Source organism: Streptomyces sp. BR1, assembly GCF_052373795.1.
Lineage (GTDB): Bacteria > Actinomycetota > Actinomycetes > Streptomycetales > Streptomycetaceae > Streptomyces.
In genome coordinates this window covers 5,758,380-5,779,884 of the sequence record NZ_CM126252.1, presented here as the reverse complement: position 1 = coordinate 5,779,884, position 21,505 = coordinate 5,758,380, and the positions used below count along the sequence as shown (strand labels likewise).

Genomic DNA, 21,505 nt, shown 5'->3' with positions numbered 1-21,505 from the left:
TCCTGGCCCCAGGCGCCCGCCCACGCGGGGGCGATTCAGTCGCCGTATGCCGCCCGTACCGCGTCCTCCACCGCCGCCAGCGCCGCGTCACGGCTGAGTCCCAGCCGTCGTACCTCCTCCGTGTAGGCCTGCGCGGCTGCTGAGGCACGGCGTTCCGCCGCGTCGCCCGCCGCCGCGACGAACGTCCCGTTGCGGCCGCGCGTCTCGATCACCCCGTCCGCCTCCAGCGCGCGGTAGGCCTTGGCCACGGTGTTGGCGGCGAGCCCGAGGTCCTCGGCGAGACCGCGCACCGTGGGCAACTTGTATCCCACGGGCAGCACCCCCGCCCGCGCCCGCTCGGCGATCTGGGCCCGCAGCTGCTCGTACGGCGCGCTCGCGGCTTCCTGGTCAATGGCGATCTTCAGGGTCACAGCCCGATTCTCCCCCTCCCCCGCGCCCGGCGAAAATGGGAGGCACCCGCCTCGCCGCGCGCGTAGCGTGCGACCACATGACTGTGACCGTCCGAGCTTTCCGGCCCGAGGACCCCCTCGACGCCGAATCCGTGGTCCGGATACGCCGTGCGGTGGCCCCGCATCTGGTGACGACCCCGCAAGCCGTCGCGTTCAACGTGGCCCGGGCCAACCCGGCCCAGCACTACCTCCTCCTGGTCGCCGAGGAGAACGCCACCGTCATCGGCACGGCCCGTATGGGCATCGTCTACGACAGCCCGCTCCCCGGGCAGGCGTTCCTCTCGCTCCAGGTCCACCCCGACCACCGGGGCCGTGGCGCCGGCACCCTGCTCACCCGCAGCGCCGAGGAACACCTGGCGACCGCGGGCGCCACCAGGGTGCATTCCACGGTGGACGACACACCGGCCACCCGCGCCTTCGCCGAACACCGTGGCTACCGCCCCTCGCGGACCGCCCACTGGCAGCGCGTCGACCTCACCAACGGCGCCCTCCCTTCTCGCCTCCCGCCCGAGGACCTGCCCCCTGGCGTCGAACTGCGCACCGCCGCCCACTACATCGACGACCCTCGCCCTGTCTTCGAAGCCGACGCCGAGGTCACCGCCGATGAACCCGGCGATGTCGACGTCGACTTGACGGACTACGACGACTGGCTCGGCCACACCTGGCACCATCCCTGCCTGGACCGCGACCTCACCATGGTCGTGGTGGCCGACGGCAGGGTCGCCGCCTTCACCGCCGCCCACACCGACGGCGCCACCCGCTATCTGTCCGGCATGACGGGCACCCTGCGGGAGTTCCGCGGCCGGGGCCTGGCGAAGCTCGCCAAGAACGAATCCCTGCACCGCGCCCGCACCGCCGGCTACACCGATGCCTTCACCGCCAATGACGCGGAGAACGCCCCGATGCTGGCGATCAACCAATGGTTCGGCTACGAAATCTGCGCCACGGAGATACAGCATGTCCGCGAACTCGATTGACCCCGGCACCCTCCTCTCAGTCACTCTGGTCAAGTCAGGCCGTACGAAGATCAGTTACCCGGCGTCGGCGGTGTCCGACGACGGCACCCGCCTGACGGTGCAAGCGGCCTGGGCGGGAGACGGCGTCCGCGACTTCGGCTTCGTCCGGTTCGAGCCGGGCGACGTCTTCACCGAGCACTACTGGCGGGACCGGTGGTACTCCGTGAAGGAAGTACGGGCAGCCGACTCGTCCCTCAAGGGCTGGTACTGCGACATCGCCCGCCCCGCCGTGGTCCGCGACGACGAAGTGGTCTCCGACGACCTCGACCTGGACCTCTGGGTCTCCGCCGACGGCGCCACCGTGCTCCGCCTGGACGAGGACGAGTTCCTCGCGAGCGGCCTCGCCGCCCGCGACCCGGACGCGGCATCCCGCGCCGAGGAGGCCCTGGACGAGCTCGAACTCCTGGCCAGGCTGGGCAAGTTCACGGCATTGATCGACTGACAGCTGGCCGTTTCCGGCCGACTGGCTGCTCCCGGTCAGCCGATCTCTGCCTCCCCCGCGACGGCCACCACCGCGTACCGCTCGTCGTCCACCTCGCGCCCCCACAGCCGGGCGTCCCCGGACAGCCGCTCGTACCGCACCTGTCCACCCAGCGGTGCGAGCACGTCCGTGAGCCGCCCGGCGGGTATGCCGACGGATCCCCAGACCCCCTCGACCAGGATGAGGCGCCCGCCGGGCCGCAGCATGGACCACCAGTGCCGCAGCGCCCCGGCCGGGTCGGGCAGCGCCCACACCACATGCCGGGCCAGCACCACGTCGAAGCTCCGCCCGTCCACCGGCGGCCGGGCCGCATCCCCGGTCAGCACCTCGGCGCCGGTCCCGGCGAGCTTGGCGCGGGCGCGCTCGACCATCCTGGGCGCGAGGTCGACGGCGGTCACCCGGTGCCCGCGCCCGGCCGCGAGCAGCGAGAGGCTTCCGGTGCCGCACCCGAGATCGAGCAGGTCCCCGGGGCTTTCCGGCAGCCACGCGGCCAGCCGCTCGGCCCACGCCGCGCGCACGACCGGATCGAGCAGCCCGTGGTCGGGCTCCTCGTCGAAGGCGTCCGCGGCCTCGTCCCAGTCGATATCGATGGTGTCGCAGGCGTCGTTGGCAGGGGTCGAGTCGACGGCGTCGTTGACGTCGTTGGCAGGGGTCGCGTCGATGCGGTCGATGTTCATGCACCGATCGTGACACCCACCACTGACAGTCACCCCTGCGAGCCGCCCGACGGGCGGTCCGCCAAGGCTGGAGCCCCCGGCTCCGGTTCCAGCCGACTGGCCCGCGCCACAAAGCTCACGGCGTGGTACCAACCGCAGAGCACCAGCAGGTCGAGAAGCTGCTCATCGCCGAAGTGCCCGGTCAGCCGTGCCCACAGCGCGTCGTCGACGTCGGCGGTGTCGCACAGCGAGTCGACGAGCTCGATGAGCAGCCGGTCGCGCTCGCCGGTCCAGCACACGTCGTCCACCCCACCCCCGGCGAGGGAGGCCACTTGCCCTTCGTCGAGCCCGACGCGGTCCGCGAAGTGCGCGACATGGACGCCCCATTCGTACGCGCAGCCGCGCCGCGCACAGGTACGGAGGATCACGATCTCCCGCTCGCGCCGCCCGACGCTCAGGCCGCGCCCCAGCACGTACGAACCCCACTCCTGCATGGCTTCGGCGAGCGGGACATTGCGTACGAGCGCGCGGAAGAGGCCGATGGGCTCGGAGCCCGGCATCATCCGGTGCAGCAGAGCGGCGGTCTCCGGCTCGTACGGCGGTTCAAGTGGCGTGATGCGGGCGGTCATTGCTCCTCCAGGCAGGCCAGCACAGCAGTGGCGAAGGATGCTTCTAATTCAGAAGCACCGAGATACCACGGTACTGTTTCTGAATCCGAAGCGCCAGAGAGGCGGGCGGCGAGTGGTGAACAGTCAGCGACGAACGGCCGGTGCCGGGGAGGAAGCCATGACCACACCCATGCCGGGGCGCGAGGTTCGCGGCTCGACTACCGGCCGGCCACTGATGGCCGCGCTCGACCTCTTCGGCCGCCGGTGGATCCTGCGCATCCTGTGGGAGCTGCACGAAGCGGGCCCCCTCGGCTTCCGGCCGCTCCAGCAGCGGTGCGACGGAATGTCCTCCAGCGTGCTGCACCAGCGGCTCGCCGAGCTGCGCGAGGCCCGCCTCGTCGAACAGGCCCCGGGCACCGACTACCGGCTCGCGCCGCTCGGCCGCCAGGCCTGGGCCGCGCTCGCCGGACTGAGTCAGTGGTCCGAGGCCTGGGCCGCCGAACTCGACGGCGAGGAGAGCACCTTGCGGTAGTGGAACCGGTCGTACGGCCCTTCCACCCGCCGCTCCACCACCTCGTATCCGTATCGGGGATACATCCGCCGGTTCTCCCACATCTTGGCGTTGGTGTAGAGCCGCACCTCGGCGAGACCCAGCCGTCGGGCATGCTCCTCTACGTAGTAGAGGAGCCTCTTGCCGAGGCCCGAGCCCTTGGCGTCCGGGTGCACGGCGATGGAATCCAGGAAGAGATGGCCGACCTCCGGGACCAGCACCAGGACACCGACGACCGGCTCGCCCGTCACGAACACCAGCCCCGCCGCCACGTTCGCCGCATGGTCGGCCTCCATGGGCGCGGGCACGAGCCCGATGCGCTCGATGTAGTGGTAGTAGGCCGCGTCGGTGACCGCCTTCACGCGCGCGACGTCGGCGTCAGTGGCGGGCCTGATGTCATCGAACACATCGTCATGGATGTCGTTGTTCCTGAGGATCATGGCCCCACCGTACGGCCGGTGCGGCCCGTTCTTAATCGCCTCTCAGTGGCCCCTTAACAGCGCCATAAGGATCACCGTCACCCGTCCTCAGCAGGCGATTTCGCGGTTTCGGACGGCTAGCGTGCTGCACGCCCACCCCCGTGGCACCACCCTCGTGCAGCACCGAAGGAGAACCCCGATGACCTTCCCCAAGCTCTCCGCCGCGTACGAGCAGGGGGCATCCCGTCGTCGCAAGGCCGTCACCGTCACCTCCCTTGCGGTGGCGCCGCTCGCGCTGACCGGGCTCGCGGCCGGTTCGGCGGCCGCCCACGGCTCGATGACGGACCCGGTCAGCCGGGTCTCCGCCTGCTATGCCGAGGGTCCGGAGAGCCCGCGTTCGGCCGCGTGCAAGGCGGCCGTCGCCGCGAGCGGCACCCAGGCCTTCTACGACTGGAACGCGGTCAACATCGCCAACGCGGCGGGCAAGTCGAAGCAGATCATCCCCGACGGCAAGCTCTGCAGCGCGGGCAACGACAAGTACAAAGGCCTCGACCTGGCGCGCGCGGACTGGCCGTCCACCAAGCTGACCGCCGGCCACCACACGTTCCACTACAAGGGCACCGCACCCCACAAGGGCACTTTCGAGCTGTACATCACCAAGGACGGCTACGACCCCACCAAGCCACTGAAGTGGTCGGACCTGGAGTCCACGCCCTTCGCCAAGGTGACGAACCCGGCGATGCGGAACGGCGATTACGTCTTCGACGGCACCCTCCCCGCCAAGTCCGGCCGCCATCTCGTCTATTCGATCTGGCAGCGCTCGGACAGCCCCGAGGCCTTCTACACCTGCTCGGACGTGGTGTTCGGCAAGGACAACGCCGGTTCCGCCCCGGCCCCGACGGCCTCCGCGCCGACCGAGCAGCAGGTCGAGGACGGCGCCGCCAAGTCGACCGTGGAGCACCACGGCCACGGGGGCGACGACGCGAAGACGGGCGCGGGCGCACCGGCTCGGCCGGCCTCCGAGAAGTCCGGCGACACGGCCCGCCCCGGCAACCAGCCGCAGCCGGACGGCGTGGCCGCCGCTCCCGCCGGGGCGGACTCGGGCAGGACCGAGAACCTCGCCGAGACGGGCGGGGACGGCTCCACCACGTATCTCGCGATCGGCGGCGCGGGCGCCCTGACCGCCGGTGCCGCGGTCCTCTTCGCCACCGTTCGCCGGAAGGCCGCCATGGGCAGCCGCCACAGCGGCTGATCCCGCGCGACAACAACGCGGCTCCCTCACCTACTTACGTAGTAAGTGAGAGAGCCGCGTTGTGTTCAGAAGGAACTCAGCCGATGACGGACGCGCAGGTCGTGGGCGTCGCGTGCGCGGGGTCGAGCGCGTTCCCCACTTCGTGATAGGTGATGCGGTCCACCAGCCCCATCGCCACATGCTCGGAGAGGTCGAGGACGCACTTGTCCTGGATGAGGACGTTGTTGACGTCGGGCCCGTTCAGGAACTGCGAGCGGTACGGGGTGACGACCTCGTCGAACTTGCTGGAGATGACGGTGTAGTGCACCCCGGGGACGGTGTCGCCGCCCTCGTTGAGCTTGGTCAGGAAGGGCGACCCGGCGATCTGGTCGGCGAGGCCGGGAGTGGTGGCCTTGAGCAGGTCGCCGGCGCCGGGGAAGTAGGGCAGCAGCGCCGTGAGGCCGTCCAGGGTGGTGCCGTGGTTGTCGGGCGCGATGCCCACCAGGGTGTTCACCTTGTCGGCGCCGCCGAGGAACTTCAGATACCAGCGCGGCATCATGCCGCCCTGGGAGTGACCCACCAGATCGGCCTTGGGGGCGCCGGTCGCGGCGAGCACTTTGTCTACGAAACCGTCGAGCTGTCCGGCCGATTTCTCGATCGGGCCGAGCCCGTTGAAGAGCGGCACGCCCGGCAGTTGCCCGTAGTCGAGCGAGAAGACGCAGTACCCGCGCTGGACCAGGTACGGGGCGAGGGCCAGCCAGTTGTCGACGGAGTTCCCGAAGGTCCCGTGGACGAGCACGACGGGGCGGGGGTGGGCGGCGGAGGGCTTGCACGAGTAGTCGTTCCAGCCGCTGCTGGGGGCGGACTGGGCATGCGCGGCGGTGGCGGGAAGGGCGGTGACCGAGGCGGCGAGCAACACCGCGGCCAGCGGTCTGATCACACGTTTCCGGGGATGGCGGGGCTTCCAGGGCAGCATCGGGCGATCTCCTTGCGGCTCAAGGGGAGTTGCGATGACACGCATCCTGTGATCCGGACCACAAGTGCAGTTCGCCCGCCAAATTACGCACCAGTAGCCTGAGAGTGAAGTTACGCGTCAGTAAAAACTGTCGTGTCGGCACTCACGACCACTACGCGCAGCACTACGGCGACCATTGGCCACCACCGCAACCGCCCGTCGAGCCCACCTCATGGCCCGCAACCGCCTGCCGCGCCCCACCCAGCGGCTCGCAATCACCCCTGATCAGCCGTGATCGACCGAGGCGACCTCCCCGCGACTCCGATCACCCCCGTCAGCCGAGAGCAGCCTGCACACCGCCACGGCGAGCTCGGCCGCGAGCGCGTCGTCGACCGGGGCATGGCGGCTGAGCAGCCGATACCACATCACGCCGAACGCGAAGTCGACCGCGAGGTCCAGCGAGGCTCCGCCGGTCTCGCTCAATTCGCCGCGCCGCACCCCGCGTTCGAGGATCCGGCGCAGCACCTCCCGGCGCGGGCCGATCACCGACTCCTGCAACCGCCGGGAGAGCTCGACGTCGCCCTGCGCGTCGGCCATCAGCCCGACGAGGGCCCGGCCGGTGACGCCCTGGGTCAACTGGAAGGTGTAGCGGAGCAGTTCCTCGACGTCGTGGCGGACGCTGCCGGTGTCGGGGAACAGCCGGTCCGGGGTGCGGTGCGGGAGCTCGACCAGGACTTCGAGCAGAACGTCCTGCTTGGTCGGCCACCAGCGGTAGACGGTCTGGCGCCCGACACCGGCGACGTCGGCGATCCCCTTCATCGTCAGTTCCTGGTAGCCGTCGCGCTGGCACAGCTCCAGCGCGGCGTCCAGCACGGCACGGCGGGCGGTCTCGCTGCGGGGCCGCCCGCGGGGCGCAGACCCCTCGCCCGCCTTCTTCGAGGAATTTTCCGGATTCTCCATGAGGCCACTTTACAAGACACCGTGCATCGGAATACTCTTTACGAGACACGGAGCACCGGAAATCATTCAAAGCGTGGAAGGCACGTCATGAACGAGCGAGTTGTGATCATCGGCGGCACGTCCGGCATCGGCCTGGCCACCGCCCGGCGCCAGCTGACCGAGGGCCGGGACGTGGTCGTCACCGGCCGCTCCCCTGAGCGGCTGGAGGCCGCGCTGGCCGAGCTGAGCGCCCTGGAGGGGGCGGTAGGCACAGCGACGGGCGAGGTCGTGGACGCCCGGGACGAGGCGGCCACCCTGCGGTTCTTCACCGACCTGGGGCGAGCCGACCATGTGGTCGTGGCCGCCACGGGTTCCACGGCGGCGGGACCGTTCCGGTCGGTGACCACAGATGCCTTGCGCGAGGCGTCCGAGGGCAAGTTGATCTCGCACAGCCTCACGGCCCGGGCCGCCCTTGAGGTCCTCTCCCCCGGCGGGTCCCTCACCTTCCTGACAGCCGCGTCGGCAGGCGCCGCGATGCCCGGCACGGCGGGTCTCGCCGCGGTCAACGCCGCGGTGGCGGCGATGGTTCCCGTCCTCGCGGTCGAGCTGGGCCCGGTCCGGGTCAACGCGGTCTCGCCGGGCATCGTGGACACGCCGTGGTGGGACTGGATGGATGCGGACACCAAGGCCGAGACCTTTGCCTCGTACGCCAAGTCCACCCCGGCCGGCCGCTGCGGCGCCCCCGAGGACATCGCGGACGCGATCGCGTTCCTCATAGGCAACAGCTTCACCACGGGCGTGGTCCTCACCGTGGACGGCGGCGCGCGACTCTCGTCCGGCGCGTAGGGCGTAGTACGCGAGGGGGAACGGGGTGAGGCCGGGGCGGGTCAGGCGGCGTCGGCCAGCCCCGACTCGGCCACCACGTCGAGCTCAGCCACCACACCCGGTTCGGCTACCGCAGCCACGCCCGGCTCGGCCACCGCGTCGGGCTCGGCCACCACGCCCAATTCGGCCCGCGTGCGTGGCTCGGCAGCCACGCCCGGCTCCGCCAACGCCCCCGGGACGACCGCGTTCTGGCCGAACTTGGCTCGGGCCCGGTCGGCCACCGCCTCGATGCGGCGTACCCGGTCGTCCGTCGGGTCGAACGTCAGCTGCCGGGAGGCGCGTCGGGCGGGCATCAGCCCCTCGGCCCGCAGGGAGATGCCCCGGACGCGGGCGCGTTGGAGGCCGAGCGAGTCGTGGATGGCGTACGCCAGCGCGGTGAGCGCGGGCGAGTGGGCCGTGGGTTCGCGCAGGGTGCGGCCGCGTGTGGTGCTGGACCGGTCGGCGTACCGCACGGTCAGGGTCAGGGAGCGGCACACCTGCCCGTCCCGGCGCATCCGGACGCCCAGTTCCTCGGTGAGGGAGAGCAGCGCACGGCGTCGGCGCTCCGGGTCCACCTCGTCGCGGGGGAAGGAGCGTTCGGCGCCGAGGGCGGGGGCGCCTCCCGGTGACAGCCAGGGGTGCGCGGCGGTGCTGGGTACGACAGTTGTGCGGTCGATGCCCAGGGCCCGCTCGTGGAGCTCGCGCCCGGCCCGCGCGCCCACGATCCGCTGGAGGGTGGCGAGCGGCGCGGCGGCGACCTTGCCGACCGAGTCGAGCCCGTACGAGCACAGGGTGCGGGCGGTCGCGGGGCCGACCCCGTCCAGCGCGACGACGGGCTTCTCCGCGAGGAACTCCGTCACCTCGTCCGGGGACAGCACCAGGGTCGTGCCCGGCCGGGCGGCGCGGGCGGCCATCCTGGCCAGCATGGGGTTGGGCCCGGCGCCAATGGTGCAGCCCACTCCGCAGTGCGCGAGCGCCCTGACCCGTAGGACGGAGGCGAGTTGGGCCGCGCTCCATCCGAAGTACCGCTCGGCGCCCCGCACATCGACGAGTGCGGAGTCCGGCGGGAGGGCCTGAACGGCGGGGGTGAGGCCGTCGAGCAGCCCGAACAGCGCGGGAAGCACGGCTTCGACCCCACTGCCGCCCGCACGCGGGGCGCCCTCCCGTGCCGCACCACCATCACCAGGAGGTATATGGAATCGCACGCAGAGGATCATCCCGCGCTCCCCGGGCTCTGATGCCACAACTTCCGTCCGGTGGCGGCTCGTTCGCCGGCGGGCTGGAGGTCGGCCCAGGGGTTCAGTTGGTACCCCGTGGACAACTCGATACGACGGCCGTCGCCCCGATCGGTCCGGCTCCCTTCCTTGTTGTCCTCCCGGTCACCGCTCCCCTCATCGGACGACGCTTCGGATGACGGTTCCGACGGCTTCGACGGGGTCGACAGGCGGGCGGAGACCGCGTCCAGGCCGCCCTCGCGGCGCAGTTCGACCAGTTCGGCCAGGTTCCAGGCCGCGGCGCCCACCACGCTGAGGCTGCGTGGGCCTCGGCGCTGCACCACCCCTCGTACCAGCAGGAGCCAGGAATGGAAGACAGTGTGAGCACAGGCGGCGTGGCTGTCGCCGAAGAAGGCGAGGTCGACCAGGCCGGTGCCGTCGTCGAGCGTGGTGAAGATGACCCGCTGGCCGGACCGGATCGGCGGGGTCTGGGTGGCCGCCTTGGCGCCCGCGACCAGGACGGTCTCACCATGCACGGCGTCCCGCAGCCGCTCGGCCGAGACCACGCCGAGCTCCTTCAGGAACGTCTCGTGATCCACCATCAGATGGCGGGAGGTGTCCATGCCGAGGACACCCAGCTCGGCGCTGAGCCGTTCCGCGTCGTCGAGGTCGGGCAGTCCGGCGCGGGCCGTCCGCCGCCCGTCTGCGAGCGGGAGCTGGCCGCCGCCGGACCCGACCGCCCGCTGGGCGCGGTGGAGTTCGGCCAGGTGCAGCAGCAGGTCGCGCCGGTTGGCGCCAAACGCGTCGAGCGCACCGACCTGGGCGAGCCGCTCGGCGACGGGGCGGCTCGGCCTGGCCCGCTGCCAGAAGTCGAGCAACGAGGCGTAGGGCTGCCCCTGTTCGATACGGGACGCCTCGGCCTCGCTGATTCCCTGGACGTCCGCGAGGGCGAGCCGGAGTCCCCAGACCCGAGTATTGGACACCAGTTCGATTTGATGAGCGACCGCGGACCGGTTCACATCGACCGGCAGGATGGGCACCCCTCGGCGGCGCGCGTCCGCCAGGAGCAGCCGCTTGGGGTACATCCCGGGGTCGTGGGTGAGCAGTCCGGCGTAGAAGGCGGCCGGGTGGTGGGCCTTGAGCCAGGCGGACTGGTAGGTCGGCACGGCGAAGGCGACGGCGTGCGCCTTGCAGAAGCCGTACGAGCCGAACGCCTTGATGATCTCCCAGGTGCGGTCGACCACTTCGGGCGAGTACTTGCGCAACGCGTGCTCGGCGAACCAGACGCGGGCCTTCTCCTGCGACTCGGGGTCGGAGAGCCCGCGCCGCAACCGGTCGGCCTCGCCGCGGCCGCAGCCGGTCATGAGGTTCACCATCTCGATGATCTGCTCATGGAAGACGACCACTCCGTAGGTCTCGCCCAGGACGTCCGCCAGGTGCTCGTGCGGGTAGCGCACCGGGGCGCGGCCGTGCCGGGCCTCGATGAACGGCCGGACCATGTCGGCGGCGACCGGGCCGGGCCGGAAGAGCGAGATGTCCACGACCAGGTCGTGGAAGGTCGAGGGCTGCAGCCGCCCGATCAGATCGCGCTGGCCCGGCGACTCGATCTGGAAGCAGCCGAGCGTCTCGGTGGACCTGATGAGCCGGTAGGTCGGCAGGTCTCCCTGCGGCACCTGGCGCGGGTCGTCGAGGTCGAGGCGGCGGCCGGTGGTGCGGCCGATCTCGGCTACCGCGTGCGCCATCGCCGACTGCATCCGCACCCCGAGGACGTCGAGTTTGAGCAGCCCGAGGTCCTCCACGTCCTCCTTGTCGAACTGGGACATGGGGAACCCCTCGCCACTGGTCGGCACCACGGGGGTGCGGCGCAGCAGCGAGGCGTCCGAGAGCAGCACTCCGCAGGGGTGCATGGCGATCCCGCGCGGCAGCGAGTCCAGCGCCTCGACCAGCTCCCACAGCCGCCCGTGCCGTCCCTGCTCCGCCGCGACCTCGCGCAGCTCGGGCAGTTCGGCCATCGCGGCGCGGGCGTCGCGGGCCCGGATGTGCGGGAAGGACTTGGCGATCCGGTCGATCTCGGCCGGGTCCATGGACAGGGCGGCGCCGACGTCCCGTACGGCGTGGCGGACCCGGTAGGTCTCGGGCATGGAGACGGTGGCGACCCGTTCGGCGCCGAAGCGGTCGATGATCGCGCGGTAGACGTCGAGGCGGCGGGCGGACTCGACGTCGATGTCGATGTCGGGCAGCACGAAGCGCCGGGTGGAGAGGAAGCGCTCCATCAGCAGGCCGTGTTCGACGGGGTCGGCGTGGGCGATGCCGAGGAGGTGGTTGACGAGCGAGCCCGCGCTGGAGCCGCGCGCGGCCACCCGGATGCCCATCTTCCGTATGTCGTCGACGACTTGGGCGACGGTGAGGAAGTACGAGGCGAAGCCGTGGTGGGCGATGATGTCCAGCTCGTGGTGCATCCGCTCCCAGTACGCGCGGTCGTGGTCGTGGCCGCGCAGCACCATGCCGGCGGCGGCCCGGGAGGCCAGGACCCGCTGCGGGGTGCGGTTCGCCGCGCCGACGAGGTACGGCTCCGGGAAGTAGCTGTACTTCTCGATGCCCAGTTCCTCCGCGGGGTCGACCAGGCACGCGGCGGCGGTGTCCTCGGTCTCGGCGAGCAGCCGGTGCGCGGCGTCGCGGCGCAGCCCGGCGGCCTCGGCGACCAGTTCGGCGGTGTGCGCCATGGCGGCCGGGTCCTTGAGCCAGCGCTCGCCGCTGTCCAGACCCTTGCTCGGGTCGACGGGGAGGAGCCGACGGGCCGCGTCCAGGACGTCGGCGACCGGGCCGAGCCCGGCGTCCGCGTACCGTACGGCGTTGGTCAGCACGGCTCGTACGCCCTGTTCGGCGGCGAAGCCGAGCGTGCGGGCGGCGAGGCGCAGCGAGCCGGGGCCGGTGCCCTGGAGGCCGTGGTGGACGACCTCCAGACGCAGGGCGTCACCGTAGAGCTCGCGCCAGGGCGCGAGGAGGTGCGCGGCGCGGTCCGGGCGGCCTCCGGCGAGTGCCCGGCCGACCTCGGAGTCGGGTCCGAGCAGCACGGTGAGCCCGTCGGCGGGCAGCGCGGACCAGGACAGCACGGGCCGGTCGGCGGTCGTGTGGGCGGCGGTGATCAGCCGGCAGAGTTCCGCCCAGCCGGTCGCGCCGTCACGGACGAGGAAGGTGGCGCGCGGCGCCGACTCGTCGACGAAGGCGCCGCCCCGGACCGGGGTGCGCTGCCGCTGGGCACGGGGGGTTTGCCGGGTGCCTTCGAGGAGGTGTTCCGGGACGGCGAGGTCGGCTCCGAAGAGCGGGCGCACCCCCGCCTTCGCGCATGCCTTGGCGAAGCGCACGGCACCGGCGAGGGTGTCCCGGTCGGTGAGAGCGAGTGCGTCCATCCCCCGTTCGGCGGCGCGTTCGGCCAACCGTTCCGGGTGGGAAGCCCCGTACCGCAGGGAGTACCCCGAAACGGTGCGCAGATGCGTGAAACCGGGCATCCGCACCTCCTGGACCAGTCGTTCTCACGTTCCCCCTCCTTCACCATAAACCATTTTTCGAACATGCGTACGACATCCGTTCGAGCGACTTGTTCGAACGGCCGGGACGGCTGTCAGCCATTCGGCCCACCCCTGACTGCGCGAGCCCCGCCCGCCCCGGAGCGTGAGGGCATGACCTTCCTCGACGAGGTGAAGAACGCCGTCACCGTGCGGGCCGCGCTGCTGGTCATCGGGGTGCTCGGGCTGATGGTCGCGTTCATCACGTCCTACGCGGGGGCCTTCCACAGCCCCAAGCCGAAGGATGTCGCGTTCGGGGTGGTCGCACCCCCGCCGATCAGTGCCCAGGCCGTGCAGCGACTGAACGCGGTGCCCGGCGGCGCCCTCGACGCCCGTGCGGTCGCCGACCGGGCCGCGGCGGTCAAGAAGCTGCGCGAGCGCGACCTCGACGCCGCACTGATCGTCGACCCGGCCTCCACCACCGACACCCTGCTCGTCGCGAGCGGCGGCGGGGCGTCCCTCTCGGGAGCCGTCGAGCTGGTCATGACGGCGATCGAGAAGGCCGAGCAGCGCACCCTGAAGGTGGAGGACGTCGCCCCGGCCGATCCTAAGGACACCCGTGGCCTGTCGTCGTTCTACCTGATCGTCGGCTGGTGCGTGGGCGGCTACCTCTGTGCCGCGATCCTGGCGATCAGCCATGGCGCACGGCCCGCCAACACCCAGCGGGCGGTGATCCGCCTCGCCGCGCTCGCGGTGTACGCGATCGCCGCCGGGCTGCTCGGCGCGCTGATCATCGGGCCGGTGCTCGGCGCGCTGCCCGGCAGCTACCTCGGGCTCGCGGGGCTGGGCGCGCTGGTGGTGTTCGCCGTCGGTGCCACGACCCTGGCCTTCCAGGGGCTCGCCGGGATCGTCGGCATCGGGCTCGCGATCCTGGTCATCGTGGTCCTGGGCAACCCGAGCGCGGGCGGCGCCTATCCATATCCGCTGCTGCCGCCGTTCTGGAAGGCGATCGGGCCCGCGCTGCCGCCGGGCGCCGGTACCTGGACGGCGCGCTCCATCGCGTACTTCAGGGGCAACGCGGTCACCGGGCCGCTCCTGGTGCTCTCCGCCTGGGCCGTGGGCGGCGCCCTGGTCACGATGGTCATGGCCGTGCTGCGCCAGCGGGGCGAGCATCCCGAGGACGAGGCACTGGAGGTCGGAGCGAGGACGTAACGACCCATCCAGCATACGGCAATTGACATGCCGTCAGCGAAATCGCACTCCGGCACTCACGGCCCCTCGGGTCCCTCGGGCCCCTCGATGGAAGGCGGCTCGCCGGCCGGGCCCTCCACCTGCTCCTCGACCTCGAACTCCAGGCTCGAATGCGCCTGCGCCGCCGGGGGTTCGGGGGCGGTGGGCTGCACGCCCTGCGGAGCCGCGCGTTCCAGGAAGCGCAGCAGTTCCACCGGGAACGGCAGGACCAGCGTCGAGTTCTTCTCGGCCGCGACCGCCACCACCGTCTGGAGCAGGCGCAGTTGAAGCGCTGCGGGCTGCTGCGACATCACGCCGGCCGCCTCGGCCAGCTTCTTCGACGCCTGGAGCTCCGCGTCCGCGTTGATGACCCGGGCCCGGCGCTCCCGGTCTGCCTCGGCCTGGCGGGCCATCGAGCGCTTCATCGTCTCCGGGAGCGAGACGTCCTTGATCTCCACCCGGTCGATCTGCACGCCCCAGCCCATGGCCGGGCTGTCGATCATCAGCTCCAGGCCCTGGTTGAGCTTCTCGCGGTTGGAGAGCAGGTCGTCGAGGTCGCTCTTGCCGATGATCGAGCGCAGTGAGGTCTGGGCCATCTGGGAGACGGCGAAGCGGTAGTCCTCGACCTGGATGACCGCGTCGGCCGGGTCGACCACCTTGAAATAGATCACCGCGTCCACCCGGACCGTGACGTTGTCGCGCGTAATGCCGTCCTGCGCCGGGACCGGCATCGTCACAATCTGCATGTTCACCTTGTGGAGCCGGTCGGCGAAGGGAAGGATCAACGTGAACCCGGGGCCGCGCACCCCGTCCCTGAGCTTTCCCAGCCGGAAGACCACACCGCGTTCGTACTGTTTGACGACCCGGGCCGCCGCCAGTACGTACACGAGCCCGGCGGATCCGGCAGCCACTGCCGCCGCCACCAATGCCTCGACCATCACGGCCCCCAAGGGTCCGAATCGGACGTGTACTTCGACGGTAACTCCGCTTCCGCCCCGGGGGGAGTCCCGGTCACACTCCACTGAATGGGTAAAGCACGGGCGGGAGGGGAATGCCGCAACAGTCAATGCCTGCATACGGCAATCGATACGGCCGGTGGGACGAGGGGCCAGCCGGCGGCCGGTATCGCGATCCACGACCGGAGGGGGCACGAGTGCGCGGTCGGGTGCGCGCGGCCGACGGGCGGCATCTGATGGTGGAGCGCTTCGGTGACCCGCGGGGCAGGCCGGTGTTCCTGCTGCACGGCACCCCCGGCAGCCGCCTGGGCCCCGCGCCGCGCGGCATGGTGCTCTACCAGCGCCGGATGCAGCTGATCGCCTACGACCGGCCCGGCTACGGCGGCTCCGACCGGCTGGAGGGCCGCAGCGTCGCCGATGTCGTCCAGGACGTACGGACGATCGCGGACAGTTACGGGCTGGAGCGCTTCGCGGTCGTCGGGCGGTCCGGCGGCGCCCCGCACGCGCTGGCCTGCGCCGCTCTGCTGCCCGAGCGGGTCACCCGCACCGCGGCCCTGGTCACCCTTGCACCCCGGGACGCGCCCGGGCTCGACTGGTTCGAGGGGATGACGGCGTACAACGTCGAGGAGTACACCACCGCGAGCGTCGACCCCGAGGAGTTCGCCGCCCGGCTCATCCCGCGCTCCGACGAGATCCGCAGAAACCCGATCCAGCTCCTGGACGAGCTGCGCCGCGATCTCACCCACGCCGACCGGATGGTGGTCAAGGACGCGGGCGTGCGCTCGATGCTGCTGCGCAACTACCAGGAGGCGCTGCGGAATTCGGCGTACGGATGGATCGACGACGCGCTCGCGCTGAGCAGCCCCTGGGGGTTCGACCCCGCCGACATCACCGGTGAGGTGCTGCTCTGGCACGGTGTGAAGGACGTGTTCTCGCCCGTCGGCCACTCGCGCTGGCTCGCCGAGCGCATCCCGGGCGCGACGGCCGTACTGGAGCCGACCGCCGCCCACTTCGACGCCCTGCACGCGCTCCCCGACATCCTCACCTGGCTGATCGAGGAGGACTGACCGCGAGGAACGGCTGGCCGGACGGCGGGAACCGGTGCGATCACTCCAGTCGCACCGGCCGTCCCGTCACTCCGGTCGCCGCCTCACCCGGCAGCCGCCCGGTTCACACCGCCAGCGGCTCCAGGTCACGTTGTACTCTGCGCTGTTCCCTGGCGATCCGTACGAACGCGTGCTCGTCGCCGAGGAGCCGCTGGAGCTCGTCCACGGTCTCCGCCCGCAGCTGGGTGGCCTCCTCCTTGCGGCCGAGCCCGTCCAGCGTCACCGACAGGTTCGAGGCGCAGGCCAGCGTCTCGGGGTGATGCGCGCCAAGGACCTCGCGCAGCCGCGCGACCGCGTTGCGCTCGATCTCCAGCGCGGCCTCCAGATCGCCCATGTCGGCCTTCACATTGGCGAGGTTGACCGTGGCGAACAACGCGTGCGGATGGTTCTCGCCGAGTATGTCGCGCATGGTCCGTATGGTGTTCTCCAGCATCGAGTCGGCGGCGTCCAGCGCCCCGCAGCCCCACTGGTAGATGCCCAGGTTGTTCACGGCCGCCAGCGTGTACGGATGCCGCTCCCCCGGCACCTTTATGTACTGGTCGACGACCTCCTGCGCGGTCTCCCGCGCCGCCGTCGAGTCCCCGGCCGCGAACAGGTCGGCGGCCATGTTGAGGTCACAGGCCAGCCAGTCCGGGTTGGCGGAGGTGTACTTGGCGCGGTAGCGGTTGCGGGTGGCCGTGGTCAGCCGCCGCGCGTCGTCGAGCCGGCCCGCCCGGCGCAGCGACACGGCGAGGCTCTTGGCCGCGGCGAGCGTGCCCGGGAAGGCCCGGCCCAACTGCTCCTTGTACAGGTCGTAGGTGCGGCTGAGCAGCGCCACCGAGTCCTCGTACCGGCCCACCTCGCGCAGGTCGCGCGCCAGGTTCATGGCCGAGGACAGGGTGTACGGGTGCTCCGGGCCCAGCACCTCGGTGCGCCGGTCGTAGACGTCCTGGTCGAGCTCGCGGGCCCGGGCGTACTGGCCGAGCATGCGCATGTTCAGGGCGAGGTTGTTGGCGGCGGCCAGCGTACGGGGGTGCGACTCGTCGAAGATCTGCCGGAACCCCTCGTGCGCCTCGGTCGCCAGCTCCATCGCCTTGCTGTACTGGCCGACCGCGCCGAGGTCCATCGCCAGGGCGCTGGTGGTCATGTACGTGTGCGGATGCGAGGCACCGAGCACTTCCGTCTGGCGGGCCAGAGTCTCCTCGTCCAGCTCCATCGCCTCCACGTAACGGCCGCGCGAGCGAAGGATGTTGGAGAGATGGAAGCGCAGGTACAGATACTGGAGGTCGTTGGGCCCCAGCTTCTCGCGCCACTCCTCGCGCAGGTCCTCGGCGAGGTTGGCGGCCGCGTTGAAGTCACCGCGCTTCCAGAGGTAGCGTACCCGGTCGATGAGGAGCCGACGGGTCTCCGGGTCGTCGCAGAGCCGGGCTCCCGACGGGGTGAGATGCGGCCAGATGGTGCCGAACTGCGGCCAGGTCTCCGGGTTGTCGATCGGCTCGTCGGCGTCGGGCCGGGCGCCCGCCAGGATGCGGTGGACGGCGTGCCGCGCGTCCATCTGCTCCTGGTCGCTCAACTGCGCCCGGATCACGGCCTGGACGAGCCGGTGCACCTGGATGGAGGAGCCGACCTGGTCGACCTTGGCGAGGGCGAACCGGCCGATCTCGCGGATGACCCGGCCGAGCACCAGCTTCTCCTGGAGCGTGGCGTCGTACGGCTTGAGCGCGTCGATCATCTCCTTGCTGTAGAGGAGATTGGCCGAAATCGGCTCCGGCGCGAAGAAGGCGCACAGTTGGAGCAGCCGCACTGCCGCCGGTGAGCGCTGCTTCAGCCGTTCGATGGAGACGTTCCAGGTGGCGGCGACCGGCTCCGGATATCCGGCGGGCTGGTTGAGCGCGAGGACGGTGGGCGCCTGCTGGGCCAGCTGCTCCAGATAGGCGGCGACCGGCGTCGCGGTTTCGGCGATCCACGCCGCCGCCTGCTCGACGGCGAGCGGCAGGTCACCGACCGCCATCGCGACCTGATCGGCGTCGTCCGCGGAGAGCCCGGGGGCACGCCGCTGGAGGTGCTCGACCGACTCCTCGCGCAGGAACACGTCGACCGGCAGCGCGTCGCCGTACTGCGACCAGGTCTGGTTCCTGGAGGTCACCAGGACGTGGCCCGGGCCGCCCGGCGGGAAGAACCGCTTGATCTGCTCGGGGTCGTCCGCGTTGTCGAAGACCAGCAGCCAGCGCGAGGTGGGCACCCCGCGCCGCAGCCGGTCGATGGCCTCGCGGGAGGCCGCGTTCATGTCGTCGCCGCCCTGGACGCCCAGCCGTACGCCGAGTTCGGCGAGGCCGGCCACCACGTCGTCCTGCTGCTCGGCGGACATCCACCAGACCAGGTCGTAGTCGGCCATGAACCGGTGGACGTATTCGAGCGCGACCTGGGTCTTGCCGACGCCGCCGAGTCCGTACAGGGTCTGCGGCTGCGGCAGGACGACGGCGAGGCCGCCGCCGAGCTGGTCGCGCATCCGCTCCAGGACCAGCGAGCGGCCGGTGAAGCCCGGGTTGCGCGGCGGCGCGTTCCAGATCTTCGGCACGGTGCCGGGGAACCTGGGGCCGGGCGCCACCCCGTCGCTGATCTGCACCGGCCGCTCAAGAGCGCGCAGCAGCGAGGTCGTCGCGTGCACCTCGTCCAGGCGGAACAGGTCCACCGGGTTGCGGTCGATGTAGGGCGCGGTGAGGCGGACGTCGCCGACCCGCAGCGGCAGCAGCTGGCGGCGCGCGCCCGAGGGGTCCTCGGCGGCGGCACGGGACCATATCTCCACGGCCCGGGCCGACTTGAGGTAGGCGCTGGAGAGCAGCACCACGGTACGGGCCGCGCTCTCGGCGGCGACCGCCTCCCCGTCGGCGGCGCTGGGCCCGGCCGACACGTCGCGCGGTACGACCCGGAATCCGGCCCTGGTCAGGACGGACTCGATCCAGTCGGCCCACATCCGGTTCTCGGCCACATAGCTGAGGAACAGATCGGCCGGCAGGGCGGGCCTGCGGCGGGTGAAGGCGTCCCGGATCCGCAGCCTGATCTCCTCGTTGACGGCCGGCATCGCGGTGATCCGGCCCTCGGTGACGACGGAGGCGAGGCGTTCGAAGGCGGAGAGCAGCGAGTTGGAGAGCCCGGCCTCGTCGCCGAAGGTCGCCAGCGTCTCCTCGTAGGCGTAGTACGGCTTGTACGGGATCTCCACCGCGCCCCAGTAGGAGGTGAGTTCCTCGCCCGAGAGCCCGGCCGGGAAGCGGTCGAACTTCAGCCGGGCGAGCCCCCGGCCGGCGTCCGCCTTCTCCTTCTCGCCCTCGTCGATGCGCATCGGCACCGGCAGGATGCGGATGTTCTGGCCGCTGTAGCGCTCGTCGATCTGGCGGGCCACGGAGGCCGCGCCGTCGATGGACTGGTCGCTCAGGGTGAAGCAGTCCACCAGGATGTCGGGCAGGTGGACGGTGCAGATGTCGGCGATGTCGCTGAGGCCGGTGCGGCTGTCGATCAGGACGTAGTCGTAGTTCTCCTTCATGTCGTCGCGCAGCGCGTCGAAGAAGTGGCCGCCGCCGAGCCGGTCGTAGAAGTTGTCCCAGTCGAAGGTGGAGACGGTCGCCGAGTACTCGCGGTTCTGCCGGCCGGCGGAGACGAAGTCGAGCGTGCCGCCGTCGGGGAACTGCCAGCCCAGCGCCTCCGGGGTGAGGGAGACGGCGTGCGGCTGGATGCGCGCGTAGTCCCGGTGCCACTCGTCGGAGCGGGGCACGGGGCTGGTCGCGGCCCAGGCGTACTCGGTGATCAGGTCGATGACCCCGGTGGTGGCGCCGAGCGTCGAGGGGTCCAGGAACGGGTGGAAGAAGCGGTGCAGACCCGGGGCCTCCAGGTCCCAGTCCACCGCGAGGACGCGCTTGCCGTTGGCGGCAAGGATCCAGGCCGTGTTGGCCAGGGCCATGGTTCGGCCCGTACCACCCTTGTACGAGTAGAACGTGACGATGCGTCCGTCACGACTGGCTGTCATCCGTCTCCTCCGCATCGGGCGCGTGATCGAGCCTGTCGGGGATGTACTGCGTGATGCCGAAATCGGTGCCCATCGGCCCGACCAGGCGCGGCCGTTCGGTGTGCCCGCCCCCCGCCGGCGGATAAACCGTCGCGTGTCTCAGATACTGCTGTGCGGCCGCCTCCACTACCTGGGGCAGGATCTGCCCGAAGGCCTCCATGCTGGGGACGCCCTTGGCGGCGGCCCGGCAGGCGGCCCGTCCCTGGCGCATCTTGGACGGCATGGTCGACTCCAGACGCTCCGACAACTCTCCTTCCGCCGCTCTGCTCTGCTGGTCGTCGCGGTTCCAGGGGACGACCACGCTCACCCAGGGCCGGTGTTCCGCGTCGAAGGCCGCGAGCCGGGCCCGGCGGTCCGGGTCCTCAAGCGCCCAGCGGTCCACCAGCAGGACCTCGGGCCGCGACGGCGGCTGTTTGCCGTCGAGGTGCAGCACCTCCTCGTCGAAGGAGGAGACCGTGGTCTGGTAGTTGAGCGAGCGCACCATGTCCTCGGCGACGAGCGCCAACGGCCGTGCGGAGACGGGGTGGTAGGGGTTCCAGTCCAGCGGACTGTCCCCGTAGTACACGTCGTCGCGGCCCTCGGGCAGCTCATGGCGGGTGGGTGCGGCGACCGTGACGTGCATGGGGCGGGGACCTTCACTGGCGGCCGCGCCGAAGGCGCTGGGGGCCAGCCGGTAGTCGACGTGCCGGCCGGGGCGCACCGCGGTGGCGTCGGCGACGCTCACGATCCGTTTGGCCAGTTCGTAGACCGCCCGCTCGTACTCCTCGGCGAAGATCCTGAGCTTGATCAGTCCGTAGAGCCCGTCGGTGACGTAACGGTCGCCGAAGGCCCGGTGGTTGAACTGCAACCGCTCGGCCGGACCGGGTAACTGCTCGGGCGGGACCGGTACCCACAGCGCCGGCACGATCGCCTCGGCCGGGCGGTTGGTGTACGCCTGGTGCTGGATGGTGCGCTGCTCGAACGCGTACCACTCACGTCCGCACATCTCGCTCGCGAAGTAGCGCGGCGAGAACAGCGGCACGAACACCCGGGTGGAGGCCAGGACTTCGCCCAGGCGCTCCGACCAGCCCTCGCCCGAGCGTATCTCCCGGTCCATGAAGCCGGCGGGCGCACCGGCGGGCAGGTCGGTCATGGCCATCACATGGCCGCAGAGATCACGGAAGAGCCGCTCCACCCACATGTCGGGGTCCGGGCCGCCCGCCCCGTACCTCGGCGTGTGCGCGTAACTCAGAAAGAAGTAGGGCCGATGTTGGTCGGCCGGACGCGGCTGCGCTGATGCGTGCACA

Annotated in this window: 18 protein-coding genes; 7 read left to right on the top strand and 11 right to left on the bottom strand. The window is 71.2% G+C overall.

The window, feature by feature from the left end; all coding sequences use genetic code 11:
- Positions 1-35: 35 nt before the first annotated feature.
- On the bottom strand, positions 36-410 hold the full coding sequence (locus ACT1U9_RS25225) for a GntR family transcriptional regulator (RefSeq protein WP_444534935.1): 375 nt from the start codon (positions 408-410) through the stop codon (positions 36-38).
- Positions 411-487: 77 nt separating this feature from the next.
- On the opposite strand from ACT1U9_RS25225, the gene ACT1U9_RS25220 reads away from it, so the two are divergent.
- Complete coding sequence (locus ACT1U9_RS25220; protein ID WP_444534934.1) at positions 488-1,426, top strand: GNAT family N-acetyltransferase; 939 nt, start codon at positions 488-490, stop codon at positions 1,424-1,426.
- Positions 1,407-1,907, top strand: coding sequence for a DUF402 domain-containing protein (locus ACT1U9_RS25215; RefSeq protein ID WP_444534933.1), 501 nt, complete (start codon positions 1,407-1,409; stop codon positions 1,905-1,907). The genes ACT1U9_RS25220 and ACT1U9_RS25215 overlap by 20 nt, the downstream gene beginning before the upstream one ends.
- A 35-nt stretch (positions 1,908-1,942) precedes the next feature.
- Here ACT1U9_RS25215 and ACT1U9_RS25210 read toward each other — a convergent pair whose 3' ends face one another.
- Both ACT1U9_RS25210 and ACT1U9_RS25205 read right to left on the bottom strand, forming a co-directional pair.
- Positions 1,943-2,623, bottom strand: coding sequence for a class I SAM-dependent methyltransferase (locus tag ACT1U9_RS25210; RefSeq protein WP_444534932.1), 681 nt, complete (start codon positions 2,621-2,623; stop codon positions 1,943-1,945).
- Positions 2,624-2,652: 29 nt separating this feature from the next.
- Positions 2,653-3,231: a carboxymuconolactone decarboxylase family protein gene (locus ACT1U9_RS25205; RefSeq protein ID WP_444534931.1), complete on the bottom strand. Its 579-nt coding sequence runs from the start codon at positions 3,229-3,231 to the stop codon at positions 2,653-2,655.
- Between the two features lie 157 nt (positions 3,232-3,388).
- Here ACT1U9_RS25205 and ACT1U9_RS25200 point away from each other — a divergent pair, with 157 nt between their 5' ends.
- On the top strand, positions 3,389-3,742 hold the full coding sequence (locus tag ACT1U9_RS25200) for a winged helix-turn-helix transcriptional regulator (RefSeq protein WP_444534930.1): 354 nt from the start codon (positions 3,389-3,391) through the stop codon (positions 3,740-3,742).
- Here the strand turns inward: ACT1U9_RS25200 and ACT1U9_RS25195 are convergent.
- Positions 3,685-4,200, bottom strand: a complete 516-nt coding sequence (locus ACT1U9_RS25195) for a GNAT family N-acetyltransferase (RefSeq protein ID WP_444534929.1) — start codon at positions 4,198-4,200, stop codon at positions 3,685-3,687. The two genes, ACT1U9_RS25200 and ACT1U9_RS25195, sit on opposite strands and share 58 nt — an antisense overlap.
- Before the next feature lie 178 nt (positions 4,201-4,378).
- Here ACT1U9_RS25195 and ACT1U9_RS25190 point away from each other — a divergent pair, with 178 nt between their 5' ends.
- The gene (locus tag ACT1U9_RS25190; RefSeq protein ID WP_444534928.1) at positions 4,379-5,431 is read left to right on the top strand and encodes a lytic polysaccharide monooxygenase auxiliary activity family 9 protein; all 1,053 of its coding nucleotides are present in this window, start codon (positions 4,379-4,381) and stop codon (positions 5,429-5,431) included.
- A 76-nt stretch (positions 5,432-5,507) separates the two neighbouring features.
- Here the strand turns inward: ACT1U9_RS25190 and ACT1U9_RS25185 are convergent, their stop codons facing one another.
- Both ACT1U9_RS25185 and ACT1U9_RS25180 read right to left on the bottom strand, forming a co-directional pair.
- Complete coding sequence (locus ACT1U9_RS25185) at positions 5,508-6,386, bottom strand: esterase/lipase family protein (RefSeq protein WP_444534927.1); 879 nt, start codon at positions 6,384-6,386, stop codon at positions 5,508-5,510.
- A gap of 264 nt (positions 6,387-6,650) precedes the next feature.
- Positions 6,651-7,325, bottom strand: a complete 675-nt coding sequence (locus ACT1U9_RS25180; RefSeq protein WP_444534926.1) for a TetR/AcrR family transcriptional regulator — start codon at positions 7,323-7,325, stop codon at positions 6,651-6,653.
- Positions 7,326-7,412: 87 nt separating this feature from the next.
- On the opposite strand from ACT1U9_RS25180, the gene ACT1U9_RS25175 reads away from it, so the two are divergent.
- A complete protein-coding gene (locus ACT1U9_RS25175; protein ID WP_444534925.1) occupies positions 7,413-8,150 on the top strand; it encodes an SDR family oxidoreductase in 738 nt (245 codons plus the stop codon).
- A 41-nt stretch (positions 8,151-8,191) separates the two neighbouring features.
- Here the strand turns inward: ACT1U9_RS25175 and ACT1U9_RS25170 are convergent, their stop codons facing one another.
- Positions 8,192-9,385 (bottom strand): DNA polymerase Y family protein, encoded by a 1,194-nt coding sequence (locus ACT1U9_RS25170; RefSeq protein ID WP_444534924.1) that lies wholly within the window; start codon positions 9,383-9,385, stop codon positions 8,192-8,194.
- Positions 9,382-12,891: a DNA polymerase III subunit alpha gene (locus tag ACT1U9_RS25165; RefSeq protein ID WP_444534923.1), complete on the bottom strand. Its 3,510-nt coding sequence runs from the start codon at positions 12,889-12,891 to the stop codon at positions 9,382-9,384. Before ACT1U9_RS25165 ends, ACT1U9_RS25170 begins: the two co-directional genes overlap by 4 nt.
- Positions 12,892-13,062: 171 nt before the next feature.
- Between ACT1U9_RS25165 and ACT1U9_RS25160 the strand changes: the two genes are divergently transcribed.
- Entirely contained in the window at positions 13,063-14,100 is a 1,038-nt protein-coding gene (locus ACT1U9_RS25160) for a DUF3533 domain-containing protein (RefSeq protein ID WP_444534922.1), read from the top strand.
- A gap of 56 nt (positions 14,101-14,156) precedes the next feature.
- On the opposite strand, the gene ACT1U9_RS25155 is transcribed toward ACT1U9_RS25160, so the two are convergent.
- Entirely contained in the window at positions 14,157-15,056 is a 900-nt protein-coding gene (locus ACT1U9_RS25155) for a slipin family protein (RefSeq protein ID WP_444534921.1), read from the bottom strand.
- A 215-nt stretch (positions 15,057-15,271) separates the two neighbouring features.
- On the opposite strand from ACT1U9_RS25155, the gene ACT1U9_RS25150 reads away from it, so the two are divergent.
- The gene (locus ACT1U9_RS25150; protein ID WP_444534920.1) at positions 15,272-16,141 is read left to right on the top strand and encodes an alpha/beta fold hydrolase; all 870 of its coding nucleotides are present in this window, start codon (positions 15,272-15,274) and stop codon (positions 16,139-16,141) included.
- Positions 16,142-16,244: 103 nt separating this feature from the next.
- Here the strand turns inward: ACT1U9_RS25150 and fxsT are convergent, their stop codons facing one another.
- Positions 16,245-20,180, bottom strand: coding sequence for an FxSxx-COOH system tetratricopeptide repeat protein (fxsT, locus tag ACT1U9_RS25145; protein ID WP_444534919.1), 3,936 nt, complete (start codon positions 20,178-20,180; stop codon positions 16,245-16,247).
- Positions 20,164-21,504, bottom strand: coding sequence for an FxsC protein (gene fsxC, locus ACT1U9_RS25140; RefSeq protein ID WP_444534918.1), 1,341 nt, complete (start codon positions 21,502-21,504; stop codon positions 20,164-20,166). Before fsxC ends, fxsT begins: the two co-directional genes overlap by 17 nt.
- Position 21,505: the final 1 nt, after the last annotated feature.